The sequence below is a fragment of the Serratia sp. TMDUHS_CL genome, assembly GCF_037137105.1.
In the GTDB taxonomy this organism is placed as follows: Bacteria; Pseudomonadota; Gammaproteobacteria; order Enterobacterales; family Enterobacteriaceae; genus Serratia; species Serratia nevei.
Genome location: NZ_JBBBDV010000020.1, coordinates 1 through 12,070, shown reverse-complemented (window position 1 = coordinate 12,070; position 12,070 = coordinate 1). Strand labels below are relative to the sequence as shown.

Genomic DNA, 12,070 nt, shown 5'->3' with positions numbered 1-12,070 from the left:
CTTAAACGGCGGAAGGTGAAGGAAGGGAAATGAACTGCCGTGCTTAACGCAGCTCCAGTTCGTCCAGCGCCTGGAACAGTTCGGCGACGTGATGAATGCGCTGCCGCCCCTGCGCCAGCCTCTCATGCAGCAACGCATTGCTGAGCAGGCTGGCCAGGCTCATGGCGGCAGCATAGCTGTCAAAGGCCGACACGCTGTCGAGCGGTACGGTCAAGTGCCAGTTGGCCAACGGGAACAACGCCTGCGCCTGCGGTTCACAGATCAACAGCGTCGGTACCCCGCGGCTTTGCAACAGCGCCAGCACTGCCTTTATCTGGCGCGGCCGGCGACGGAACGCCACCACCACCGCCACGTCCTGCGGCGTCAGCCCCGCCAGATCTTCCGCCAGCGTCTGCCCCGGCTGCGGCGCCAGCAGCACCTGTTCACGCACCTGCATCAGCTGCTGGCGCAGGTGCATCGCCACCGGATAGCTGTTGCGCAGCCCCAGCAGCATTACGCCTCGCGCCTGCGCCAGTGCGGCGATCGCCGCGCTGAACTGCACCGCATCGATCTGCTTTACCCAGCGGGTGAGATTGGCCATTTCCTGCTTACAGTGCCGCGCCAGCAGCGTATCGCCCTGCACCGCATCGCGGCTGTCGGTCAGCGGCATGCCACTTTGGCGCAGGGTGCGCAGCTCATCGCGCATGGCGCGGTAGTTGGGGTAGCCCAGCCGTTTGAACAAGCGGCTGACCGTGGCTTTGGAAACGCCGCTCAGACGCGCCAGCTCGGCGCTGTTGTAACCGATCAAATCGTCATAGTGATCGAAAATGAAGTCGGCCACCCGCTGCTCCTGTGGCGTCAACTGTGGGTAGTCGCGGCGCAGGCGTTCGTCGAACCGTTGCATTATCGTTCTCGCTGTAACCTTCGTTTCAGCGGAACATAACACGGTCGAACTACCCGCTGGCAAGTGATTATTCGTTGGTAGGAAATGGCAGCGGCATGCCCTTCTCCCGCATCAATGCCGGAAAAGGGCCGCGCGTTCAGCACCAATAGGCCATGAAGTTGACGGTAGCGCGATCCAGATCGCGTTCGCCGATCAGATAACGCCGCAGCGTTTTCACCGTGGAAGACTCGGCCGCCACCCAGGCATAAAAAGCGTTACCGCCGGCCGCACGCTCCCACAACACCTCATCGCTCAGGCTGCTTTCCGCCAGGGACTGCGCCTGCGCACACGCCGACGCGGGGATAACGACCCGCTGGCGCACCGCCTCCGCCAGCAGCGTGCCATGCGCCATTTGGTGGCCCACGTCACGCGGCAGCCAGTAAACCTCGGCGAACGGGAAACGGGCCAAATCCAGGCAATCCCCCGCCACCGGCACCTCAAAAAATGCCTGCACTCGCGGCGGATTGGCCTGCTGCGCCAGCTGCTCCAGAATACCCATCGCCGCCGGCACCGCCGTCTCATCGGCGATCAACAGCGCCTGCTGCAACTGCGCCGGCGGCACCCATTCGTAGCCGCCGCTGTCGCCGTCGAAGTCAGCGTTGGGAGCGACCGTCTGAAGGGCGTCACCCGGCTCGGCGTGGGTCGCCCAAGCGGAGGCCGGGCCGTTCACGCCATGCAGCACGAATTCGACGTCCATCTGATTCTGCTCACAGCGCAGCGCACGCAGCGTATAGGTGCGCATCACCGGACGCTGTTCTTTGGGGATCGCCATGTAATCGCCGTACCAGTCCGGGCCGTTGACCAACTGCGGGATCTTGCCGTCCTCCGCCGGGAACAACAGTTTGATGCGCTGATCCGGCGCTTCCAGCTTCATCCGATGAATATCCGCACCTTCAAACACGCAGCGCACCAGCGAAGGTGAAATCAGCGTTTTGCTTTTCAAGGTGATATCAAAAATTCTGTAGCTGGCGGACATGTTCTCGATTCTCCGGCAACGGCTGTCGCTTATACGTATGGCCGATCGGCTACCGTTTGACGGCGTGGAGTGCGCGATCGTGCAGCGGGTAAAATGTTAATAAAACTAATTAATTACGTTAATGTATCGCAAAAAATCATATCATGATTTTATTGATAACAAGAAACGTTATTGATAAAAGAATCATTCTCAAAAATAACGTAATAACAATATCACCTGGGAAATAACGATGAAACGCAAACACCTTTGGGTATTGAACCCTTGTCTGCTGGCAATGCTTGCGCCGGCGGCTTGGGCAGAGGATCAGAAAGCCGGCAACGAAGAGCAGTTGGTGGTCTCCGCCAGCCGTTCGCACCGTAGCGCGGCGGAAATGGCGCAAACGACCTGGATCATTGAAAGCCAGGAGATCGAACAGCAGGTTCAGGGCGGTAAAGAGATCAAGGACATGTTGGCGCAGCTGATCCCCGGCATGGACGTCAGCGGCCAGGGCCGCACCAACTATGGCATGAATATGCGCGGCCGTTCGATGATGGTGATGATCGACGGCGTACGCCTGAATTCATCGCGCAGCGACAGCCGCCAATTGGATTCGATCGATCCGTTCAATATCGATCATATTGAGGTGATTTCCGGCGCGACCTCGCTGTACGGCGGCGGCAGCACCGGCGGCCTGATCAACATCGTCACCAAAAAGGGGCAACGAGAACAGCAGGTCGAATTACAGATCGGCAGTAAAACCGGCTTTGGCGGCCATAACGATCACGACGAAAACGTGGCGGCGGCGGTCAGCGGTGGCAACGACAACGCCTCGGGACGCCTGTCCGTTTCTTACCAACGCTACGGTGGCTGGTACGACGGCAAAGGCAACGAGGTGCTGATCGACAATACCCAAACCGGCCTGCAGTATTCCGATCGCCTCGACGTCATGGGCACCGGCACCCTCAACATCGACGAACACCAACAGCTGCAGCTGACCACCCAATACTATAAAAGCCAATCCGACGGCGATCACGGCCTATTCCTGGGAGAGAACTTTGCGGCGGTGACCGGCAACGCCAAGGCATACAACAGCGGCAACTTAAATTCCGACCGTATCCCCGGCACCGAACGCCATCTGATTAACCTGCAGTATTCCAACACCGATTTCCTCGGCCAGGACTTGGTGGCACAGGTCTACTACCGCGACGAAACCCTGACCTTCTACCCGTTCCCGACGCTGGCGGGCAAAGCGCCGAACTATTACGTCAGCAGCATTGGCGCTTCGCAGCAAAAAACCGATTTCTACGGCGGCAAGCTGACGTTAAACAGCAAGCCTGTCGATGCGCTGACGCTGACTTACGGCCTCGACGCCGAGCATGAGAGCTTCAACGCCAACCAACAGTTCTTCAACCTGGCGAAGGCGCAACAGTCCGGCGGCATGACGCTGGAGAACGCCTACAATACCGGCCGCTACCCGAGCTATACCACCAGCAACCTGGCGTCGTTCCTGCAGGCCAGCTACGACATCAACCCGATCTTCACCCTGAGCGGTGGCCTGCGTTACCAGTACACCGAAAACAAGATTGACGACTTCGTCGGCTATAACCAACAGCAGGCGATCGCCACCGGCGCCGCGACGTCCGCCGACGCGATACCGGGAGGGAAAACCGACTACAACAACGCGCTGTTCAACGCCGGCCTGTTGGCGCACCTGACCGATCGCCAGCAAACCTGGTTCAACTTCTCTCAGGGCTTCGAGATCCCGGACCCGGGCAAGTATTACGGCAACGGCACCTACGCGTTGAATGGCGGCCATTACCGGCTGCTGAAGAGCGTCAACGTCGGCGATTCCAAGCTGGAAGGCATCAAGGTCAATGCCTACGAGCTGGGTTGGCGCTATACCGGCGATAACCTGCGCACGCAAATCGCCGCCTACTATTCGCTGTCCGACAAGAGCATCGCCATCAACAAAACCGACATGACCATCAACGTCAATGCGGACAAGCGCCGCATCTACGGAGTGGAAGGCGCGGTGGATTATTTCTTTGAAGACAGCGACTGGAGCGCCGGCACCAACTTCAACGTTATCCGTTCCGAAACCAAGGTCAACGGCGAATGGAAGAAGCTGGTGGTGGATACCGCCAGCCCATCGAAAGTCACCGCTTATGTCGGCTGGGCGCCGGGCGACTGGAATCTGCGCTTACAGTCGCAGCAAACCTTCGACGTGTCGGACGACGGTGATTACACCAAGGCCAATTCCACCCAGGGCCGCAAGATCGATGGCTACAACACCCTCGACTTCCTCGGCAGCTATACCCTGCCGGTGGGGAAAATCAGCTTCAGCGTGGAAAACCTGCTGGACAAAGAGTACACCACCGTTTGGGGCCAACGCGCGCCGATCCTGTACAGCCCGACCTACGGCTCGCCTGAGCTGTACAGTTATAAAGGCCGCGGACGCACCTTCGGCTTGAACTACTCGGTGTTGTTCTGAGGAATAAGGGGCCGGTCTGCCGGCCCCGTTTATTGGACCGCACCGTTTTTCAGAGAGCAGAAACGACGAAGCCCTGAGTTATCGCTAACTCAGGGCTTCTGAATAGTGGCGGAACGGACGGGGCTCGAACCCGCGACCCCCTGCGTGACAGGCAGGTATTCTAACCAACTGAACTACCGCTCCGCGCCATTCCCTCTTGCGGGGGAACGAGGCGCATATTACGGACGCCTCTCGGTTCCGTCAACGCCTTTTTCTCACCAAATGAACCGTTTGCACAGTTTTTCAACGAAGGTTCATCCGGTGCGTTTTTTTCGTGCAACAATGCCGTTACTCGGCCGGCGCACCGCGCCACAGGCAGCTGCCGCCCTTTTTCGCCACCAGATCCAGACGCGCCTCGTGCGCCTTCACTTCTTCGTCGCTGGCGTAGACCACTTTCATCGCGGTCGCCGGGCGGACAATGCGCTGAATTTCTTGCGCGGCGTCGTTTTGCTGGGTATCACCCTCCATCTGGAACGCTATCGAGGTCTGACCGCCGGTCATCGCCAGATAGACTTCAGCCAGGATCTCGGCATCGAGCAATGCGCCGTGCAGCGTACGCTTGCTGTTGTCTATCTCATAGCGGCTGCACAAGGCATCGAGGTTGTTGCGCTTGCCTGGGAACAGGCGGCGCGCCATCAGCAGGCTGTCGGTGATGGTGCAGAAGGTCTCGGTCTTCGGGATGCCCTGCTGCAACATGCGGAATTCGTGATCCATAAAGCCGATATCGAACGCCGCGTTATGGATCACCAACTCGCCGCCGCGGATAAAGTCGAGGAATTCGTCGGCAACCTGATCGAAGGTCGGCTTGTCGGCCAGGAAATCGTCGCTGATGCCGTGTACGCCGTAAGCTTCCGGATCCACCAGCCGATCCGGCTTGATGTAAACGTGGAAGTTACGCCCGGTCAGGCGGCGGTTAATCACCTCCACCGCACCGATTTCGATGATGCGGTGCCCTTCGTAGTGCACCCCAAGCTTGTTCATACCGGTGGTTTCGGTATCGAGGACAATCTGTCTGGTGGTTGTAGAGATCATATTGCAGTGCTCACAGCGCTCGTTTATGTCAGACTTGGCTTTTATAAAACTGATAGGAAGAGTCTACCAGAGATGCTCAAACAGGTAGAAATTTTCACCGATGGCTCCTGCCTTGGCAATCCCGGCCCCGGGGGTTACGGTGCGATATTACGCTATAAGCAGACGGAAAAAACTTTCAGCGAGGGTTTTCGTCTGACCACCAATAACCGCATGGAAATGATGGCGGCGATCGTGGCGCTGGAAGCGCTGACCGTACCCTGCGCCGTGACGCTCAGCACTGACAGCCAGTATGTGCGCCAGGGCATCACCAGTTGGATCCATAACTGGAAGAAGCGCGGCTGGAAAACCGCCGACAAAAAGCCGGTCAAGAATGTCGATCTGTGGCAGCGGTTGGATTTGGCCATTCAGCGCCACGAGGTAAAATGGGAATGGGTCAAGGGCCACGCCGGCCACCCGGAGAACGAACGTTGTGACGTGCTGGCGCGCGAAGCGGCCGGCAAGCCGACGCAGGAAGACGTCGGTTATCAACCGGAAGCCTAAGGCAGTTTGCGGTAGCTCTTGGTCGCGCCCACCGCGCGGCTGAGAGACGGTTTTCTCGCCCCCAGTTTCATCGGCGTGGGCGTCAGCGGCAAGGTACGTTTGCGCGCCACAATCACGCTCATGCAGCCCAGCGCCGGCAAATGGGTGCATAAAAATTTTCCACCCTGGCGATGCCACGGCAGCACGTGAAAACGCGCCTGGTGCAGCACCTCATAATTCAGCAGGCTAAGCCAATCCAGCAGCCGCATCTGGGTAAACATGCGGCTGACATAGGGTTGGCGGCGACGCAGTCCGGGCACCAGCTTGCCCAGTCCCAACAGGCTGAACGGATTGAAGCTGCTGATAACCAACCAGCCGTCGTCGATCAATACCCTGTCCACCTCGCGCAACATGCGGTGCGGATCGTCCGCGTAGGACAGCGTATGCGCCAACAGGCAGGCATCCACCGACTTGGCGGCAAACGGCAGTTGATAAGCATCGGCGATCACCTGCAGCCCTTCGCCCTCCAGCCCTACGTTGACCTGATGGGAAATCGCGCATTTGTCCGTGGCCAGCTCGGCGCTGAGCATGCCCATCTTCAGCAGATGGAAACCGAACAGCTTCGGCCACCAGGGTTGCAACTGCCGCTCGAGCGCTTCACGATAGTACTCCCCCCACGGCAGCTCCGCCCAGGACTGCGGGCCGGTGAGCTTTTGTAGAGTATGGGCTGGTTTCATGATTTATTATCTTCTTTCAAGCCGTTGCCAACGAGAGGTACACCATGAATCTTATCAGCATTCCCGCCTTCCAGGACAATTACATTTGGTTATTGGATGACCGGCAGGGACGCTGCATTATCGTCGATCCGGGTGAGGCGCAACCGGTGCTCAAAGCGCTGCAGCGCCTGCAGCTGGTGCCGGCGGCGATCCTGCTGACCCACCACCATCACGATCACGTCGGCGGCGTGGCGCAGATCGTGGCCCAGTATCCCGGCCTGGCCGTCTATGGGCCGCAAGAAACCGCAGACAAAGGCGCCAATCACATCGTCCGCGACGGCGACACCTTTAACGTCGATGGGCGCCAGTACAGGACGTTCGCCGTCCCCGGCCATACGTTAGGCCATGTGGCATTCTATAGTGCCCCTTATCTGTTCTGTGGCGACACAATGTTCTCTGCCGGCTGCGGCAGGCTGTTTGAAGGCACCGCCAAACAAATGTACGACTCATTTCAACAACTCGCGCAACTTCCCGATAACACCTTAATTTGCTGCGCGCATGAATATACTCTTTCAAATCTTAAGTTTGCGCGGGCTATTTTGCCGGAAGATCGAGAGATTGAAACATATCAACAACATGTTGAAGCGTTAAGGGCAAAAGGCCAAGCCAGCGTGCCGACCACGTTGCAATTAGAGCGCAAAATTAACCTGTTTTTACGTTGCCATGACGCTGATTTACAAAAGAAATTAGGCTTTAATTCACCACCAGAAAGCCTTCATTCAGTTTTTTCCGAATTACGCCTGCGGAAAGATAACTTCTAAGCTTTTAGTTGTGTTATTTGGCGAAGCAAAGTATTATTGCTCGTCTTTTAAGCAACTACATTGACACACACATGAAGGCTAAAGCGATATTTCTCGCCTCAGTCTTGCTAGTGGGTTGCCAGTCGTCCAGGCAGGACGCACCGGCGCCAGAACAGCATGCACAGAGTTTGTCTTCGGCTGGTCAAGATGGTGAAGCAGGAGAGTACACAGCAAATGGCCGAGCGAGCTCGGCGCGGTGGTTGGATAACAACAGTCCCGCCGCGCAACAGGACCTGTGGAACTTCATTAGCGACGAGCTGAAGATGGAGGTTCCGGAAAATTCCCGGATCCGTGATCAGAAAAGAAAGTACTTAAAAAGTAAGAGCTATCTCCACGATGTAACATTACGGGCAGAGCCGTACATGTACTGGATAGTCGGGCAGATTAAGAAACGTAATATGCCGATGGAACTGGTACTGCTACCCATAGTGGAGAGCGCTTTTGACCCACACGCCACGTCAAGTGCCAACGCCGCAGGGCTATGGCAAATCGTGCCGCAAACGGGTCGCAATTATGGTTTGAAAAACAATCAGTGGTATGACGGTCGACGCGATGTCGTCGCCTCGACAACCGCTGCGCTTAACATGATGCAACGCTTGAACCGCATGTTTAACGGCGACTGGTTACTGACCGTAGCCGCCTATAACAGTGGTGAAGGCCGCGTGATGCAAGCGGTGAAGGCAAACAAACGCCAGGGTAAGCCAACCAATTTCTGGGCACTGTCGCTTCCGCGTGAAACGTCAATCTATGTCCCGAAAATGCTGGCGCTGAGTGACATCATCAAGAACAGCAAGAAGTACGGCGTGAAACTCCCGAAAACGGATGAAACCCGTGCGCTGGCGCGTATCGATGTCGGACAGCAGATCCAGCTGACTCAGGCGGCTGAGATGGCAGGGCTTTCGGTCACCAAGATGAAAGCGTATAACCCAGGCTACAAAAAAGGCGTTACGGCACCTAACGGGCCCCATTACATCATGGTTCCCAAAGGGCATGCCGATCAGCTGAAAGACTCGCTGGCCGATGGCCAGATCGCCGTGACTCAGCCAACGACGCAGTTGGCGAAGAACAGCGGTTTGTCCGGTGGCAGTTCGTATAAAGTACGCTCCGGCGACACTTTATCGGGCATTGCCAAGCGGCTGAACGTTAAGACCAGCGATTTGCAGAGTTGGAACAACTTGCGCGCCAAGAGCGCCTTAAAAGTTGGGCAAACCCTGCAAGTGGCCAGCAATACGGGCAGTAACAGCAGTATCACCTATCAGGTTCGCAAAGGTGATTCGCTCGCCAGTATTGCACGTCGTCACGGCGTCGATATTAACGACGTGATGCGTTGGAATTCAACGCTCGGTAAAGGCAGTCTGCAACCCGGTCTGAAGTTGACCCTGTTTGTCGGCAACAAGCTAACGCCGGATACCTAAGTTTCCGGCACAAAAAAAGCACCCCTTAGGGTGCTTTTTTATTACCTGCGATTCACCAGACGGGGGAGTCTTTTTCCGGGTGGAACTCCACCAACAACGGATTGTGATCCGACGCGCTGGTCACCAGCACCGAGGCCTCAACAACACCCAGGTTACGGTAAAACACGAAGTCCAGCGGGCGACCAAAGGCCTTGCGACGATGATCGTCGGTGAAGCTAACCTCGCGCAGCGCCATTTCGCCAGCAAAGTCATACAGCGCGTTGATACGTTTACGGCTCCAGGCGTTGAAGTCCCCCGCCATGATCACCGGCCCCCGATGGCTGGCGATCTGCTCGCCAATCGGCCCCAGCTGCTTGCTGTAGACGTCGACTCCCAGGCTGAAGTTCACCGCATGGATATTCACCACCATCAACAGCTCGCCATTGTACAGCGGGTAAACGGTGATCAAGGCCGATTTGGACAGCCGCAGCAGCGGCTCACGCTCACGCAGCGGGCAGCAGTAAACCGGATGAGCGGCTGCCAGCGTCATCACGCCGGAAGGATGTTGCGGCAACACAAAAGCCGGCACCTGATCGGCCGCCAGATAGTTGGCGGTAGCGTAGCTCACCAGCTCCGGCGTGGTTTGCGCCTCTTGCAACAACACCAGCTGCGCATCTTTGCCATGATTTTTCAACACCGAAAGCCAGTCGGCTCGTTGCTGTTTGAAAATATTCCATACCATGACGCGCAAAGCGCCGGTCGTCGGCAGCGCAGCCCCTGGCGGCAACGGCTGGTTAACGGCGCCAGGAAAAATTCGTTCAACTGGCTGCCCTGCAACATACCTCATTGCATAAGTTCGTTTCGGCACGCGATTCGCCTATTACCCATTAGCATGAAACTGGCGATGAAGACTTCGCCAACGGTGAATTGATTATACGCCTGCCCCGCACAGAGGGCATGGCTTTTACAGGCATAACCTTTTCAGTTATAGGGGCCGTCTGCGGTGATTTCAATATTCTGAGGGTATAGCTGTGTAAAGGTGACGCATCAGAGGCGAAAAATGCGAAAAGGCCAGCAAAATGCGCACGGGATATCGGAATGTACAGGTTCGCGCTCAAGTGGGTGACGGCGATGCTCCGACGTGATTAAATGACGAAATCGCTCAAAATTTCAAACGATGTTTGCCCGTGGAGCAAAAATGAAAGCGAATTCGGACGAGCTTATCACCTTCGTCACCGTAGTGGAGAGCGGCAGCTTCAGCCGGGCGGCAGAGCGCCTGCAGCAGGCCAACTCCGTGGTTAGCCGTACGGTAAAAAAACTGGAGAGCAAGCTGGGCGTGACCCTGCTCAACCGTACGACACGCCAAATCAGCCTGACACAGGAAGGCGAAAACTACTTTCGGCAGGTGCAAAAGGTGTTGAGCGATATGGCCGCAGCGGAAAATGCGTTGCTGGAAAGCCGCCAACGCCCGCAGGGGCTGCTGCGCGTCGATGCCGCAACGCCGGTCGTCTTGCATCTGTTGACGCCGCTGGTCGCCGAGTTTCGTGAACGCTATCCGGAAATGTCGCTATCGTTAGTCTCTTCGGAAAACTTCATCAATTTGATCGAACGGAAAGTGGATATCGCAATCCGCGTCGGCGAGCTGACGGACTCTACGCTGAAAGCGCGCAAGCTAATGGCCAGCTATCGGCGCATCCTGGCCTCCCCCGCCTACCTGGCGCAGTATGGCGCGCCAAAGACGGTGGCCGATCTGGAACACCATTGCTGCATCGGCTTTAACGACCTGCCTAACCTAAACCGCTGGCCGCTGGCCTGTGCCGATGGTCGCCAACTGGAGATCGTTCCAGGGCTGACCACCAACAGCGGCGAAACCCAGCGCCACCTGTGCCTGCACGGCAACGGCATCGCCTGCCTGTCGGACTTTATGAGTGATGAAGACGTCAAACGCGGGGATCTGGTCCCCCTTCTGGTGGGGGACACGCTGCCACTCGAAATGCCGATCAACGCGGTGTACTACAGCGATAGCGCCGTCAGTAACCGCCTGCGCAGCTTTATCGATTTTATCAGCGAGCGGTTAAAGTGATAAAAAAGGCGCTCTCTCGAGCGCCTGAGGTCATCATATCTGAAGATTAGTCCCAGTCGGGTGCCAGACCTTCCGGGCTGACCAACCGGCCGTTGCTTTCCAGCGCGGCAATCTGTGCCATATCTTCATCACTCAGCTGCAGCTGCTGCGCTAGCAGGTTGCTTTCCAGGTTTTCACGCTTGGTCGAGGAAGGGATCACCGCGTAGCCGAGCTTCAGCGCCCAGGCCAGGACCACCTGTGCCGGCGTCGCCTTGTGCCGCGCCGCGATACGCTTGATCGTCTCCTCCTGCAACGCTTTGCCATACGCCAGCGTCATATAAGAGGTGATGGCAATGCCATGCTGCCGTGCGAACGCCACCACTTTCTCATTCTGCAAGAACGGCGACAGTTCGATCTGGTTGGTTGCGATCTGATCGGCACCGACCGCGTCAATCGCCTGCTGCATCAGATCGACCGTGAAATTGGATACCCCTATCTGACGGGTTAGCCCCAATCGCTTGGCTTCCAGCAATTCAGCCATAAACTCGGCGACCGACACTTCATCATTTGGCGATGGCCAGTGAATCAATGTCAGATCGACATACGAGGTCTGCAGTTTGACCAAGCTGTCTCGCAGGCTGGGAATTAATGACCCCTTGGCCAGATTCGCGATCCAAATTTTGGTCGTGATGAACAGCTCGTCACGCGGCACACCGCTGGCTGCGATAGCCTGGCCGACGGCCGCTTCGTTTTCATAGATCTGTGCGGTATCGATAGCCCGATAGCCCAGTTCCAGCGCCGTACTCACCGAGTCGATAACGACCTGATCCTGAAGGCGGAAAGTACCTAAACCAAATGCAGGAATGCTCACAATTTTTACTCTCTCATTAGTGGATAAATAGCAATGCGAGAGAGTATGGCAATATTTTTAGTGAGCAAAAACGCCAGGTTCGGCATAAGACTTTTGATCAACAGGCAACAATATTGAGGAAAAGCGGCAGGAGCGGTGGCAATTTCGACGATATTCCGTGAATTTTGCATATGAAAAAGCCCTGAGTCAGAGACTCAGGGCTTATCAAT

11 protein-coding genes and 1 tRNA gene are annotated in these 12,070 nt (G+C 56.8%); 5 read left to right on the top strand and 7 right to left on the bottom strand.

Annotation, left to right across the window (positions count from 1 at the left end; all coding sequences use genetic code 11):
• Nucleotides 1–43: 43 nt before the first annotated feature.
• Nucleotides 44–883, bottom strand: a complete 840-nt coding sequence (locus WCL58_RS24475; protein WP_060425266.1) for a MurR/RpiR family transcriptional regulator — start codon at nt 881–883, stop codon at nt 44–46.
• 136 nt (nt 884–1,019) lie between these two features.
• Complete coding sequence (locus WCL58_RS24470; RefSeq protein ID WP_147839354.1) at nt 1,020–1,898, bottom strand: siderophore-interacting protein; 879 nt, start codon at nt 1,896–1,898, stop codon at nt 1,020–1,022.
• 229 nt (nt 1,899–2,127) lie between these two features.
• On the opposite strand from WCL58_RS24470, the gene WCL58_RS24465 reads away from it, so the two are divergent.
• Nucleotides 2,128–4,368: a TonB-dependent siderophore receptor gene (locus WCL58_RS24465; RefSeq protein WP_336851720.1), complete on the top strand. Its 2,241-nt coding sequence runs from the start codon at nt 2,128–2,130 to the stop codon at nt 4,366–4,368.
• 106 nt (nt 4,369–4,474) lie between these two features.
• Here the strand turns inward: WCL58_RS24465 and WCL58_RS24460 are convergent.
• Nucleotides 4,475–4,551 (bottom strand) — tRNA-Asp (locus WCL58_RS24460).
• A 144-nt stretch (nt 4,552–4,695) separates the two neighbouring features.
• Nucleotides 4,696–5,439 (bottom strand): DNA polymerase III subunit epsilon, encoded by a 744-nt coding sequence (dnaQ, locus tag WCL58_RS24455; RefSeq protein ID WP_038871384.1) that lies wholly within the window; start codon nt 5,437–5,439, stop codon nt 4,696–4,698.
• Between the two features lie 72 nt (nt 5,440–5,511).
• Between dnaQ and rnhA the strand changes: the two genes are divergently transcribed.
• Nucleotides 5,512–5,979, top strand: coding sequence for a ribonuclease HI (gene rnhA / locus WCL58_RS24450; protein ID WP_033649910.1), 468 nt, complete (start codon nt 5,512–5,514; stop codon nt 5,977–5,979).
• Here the strand turns inward: rnhA and WCL58_RS24445 are convergent.
• Nucleotides 5,976–6,695: a class I SAM-dependent methyltransferase gene (locus WCL58_RS24445; protein WP_038871387.1), complete on the bottom strand. Its 720-nt coding sequence runs from the start codon at nt 6,693–6,695 to the stop codon at nt 5,976–5,978. The two genes, rnhA and WCL58_RS24445, sit on opposite strands and share 4 nt — an antisense overlap.
• Nucleotides 6,696–6,739: 44 nt before the next feature.
• Here WCL58_RS24445 and gloB point away from each other — a divergent pair, with 44 nt between their 5' ends.
• Both gloB and mltD read left to right on the top strand, forming a co-directional pair.
• Nucleotides 6,740–7,495, top strand: a complete 756-nt coding sequence (gloB, locus tag WCL58_RS24440; protein WP_336851719.1) for a hydroxyacylglutathione hydrolase — start codon at nt 6,740–6,742, stop codon at nt 7,493–7,495.
• A gap of 71 nt (nt 7,496–7,566) precedes the next feature.
• Nucleotides 7,567–8,949, top strand: coding sequence for a murein transglycosylase D (gene mltD, locus WCL58_RS24435; RefSeq protein ID WP_060440648.1), 1,383 nt, complete (start codon nt 7,567–7,569; stop codon nt 8,947–8,949).
• A 52-nt stretch (nt 8,950–9,001) separates the two neighbouring features.
• Here the strand turns inward: mltD and WCL58_RS24430 are convergent, their stop codons facing one another.
• A complete protein-coding gene (locus tag WCL58_RS24430; protein WP_025160092.1) occupies nt 9,002–9,796 on the bottom strand; it encodes an endonuclease/exonuclease/phosphatase family protein in 795 nt (264 codons plus the stop codon).
• Nucleotides 9,797–10,126: 330 nt separating this feature from the next.
• Here WCL58_RS24430 and yafC point away from each other — a divergent pair, with 330 nt between their 5' ends.
• Nucleotides 10,127–11,011, top strand: coding sequence for a DNA-binding transcriptional regulator YafC (yafC, locus tag WCL58_RS24425; protein ID WP_060425254.1), 885 nt, complete (start codon nt 10,127–10,129; stop codon nt 11,009–11,011).
• A gap of 46 nt (nt 11,012–11,057) precedes the next feature.
• Here the strand turns inward: yafC and dkgB are convergent, their stop codons facing one another.
• A complete protein-coding gene (gene dkgB / locus WCL58_RS24420; RefSeq protein WP_060425251.1) occupies nt 11,058–11,861 on the bottom strand; it encodes a 2,5-didehydrogluconate reductase DkgB in 804 nt (267 codons plus the stop codon).
• Nucleotides 11,862–12,070: the final 209 nt, after the last annotated feature.

Excerpts from the sequence above, each read along its gene's own strand:
- yafC (WP_060425254.1), top strand. The coding sequence starts at position 10,127 with ATGAAAGCGAATTCGGACGAGCTTATCACCTTCGTCACCGTAGTGGAG.
- gloB (WP_336851719.1), top strand. The coding sequence starts at position 6,740 with ATGAATCTTATCAGCATTCCCGCCTTCCAGGACAATTACATTTGGTTA.
- mltD (WP_060440648.1), top strand. The coding sequence starts at position 7,567 with ATGAAGGCTAAAGCGATATTTCTCGCCTCAGTCTTGCTAGTGGGTTGC.
- WCL58_RS24445 (WP_038871387.1), bottom strand. The coding sequence starts at position 6,695 with ATGAAACCAGCCCATACTCTACAAAAGCTCACCGGCCCGCAGTCCTGG.
- WCL58_RS24465 (WP_336851720.1), top strand. The coding sequence starts at position 2,128 with ATGAAACGCAAACACCTTTGGGTATTGAACCCTTGTCTGCTGGCAATG.
- WCL58_RS24470 (WP_147839354.1), bottom strand. The coding sequence starts at position 1,898 with ATGTCCGCCAGCTACAGAATTTTTGATATCACCTTGAAAAGCAAAACG.
- dnaQ (WP_038871384.1), bottom strand. The coding sequence starts at position 5,439 with ATGATCTCTACAACCACCAGACAGATTGTCCTCGATACCGAAACCACC.
- rnhA (WP_033649910.1), top strand. The coding sequence starts at position 5,512 with ATGCTCAAACAGGTAGAAATTTTCACCGATGGCTCCTGCCTTGGCAAT.
- WCL58_RS24475 (WP_060425266.1), bottom strand. The coding sequence starts at position 883 with ATGCAACGGTTCGACGAACGCCTGCGCCGCGACTACCCACAGTTGACG.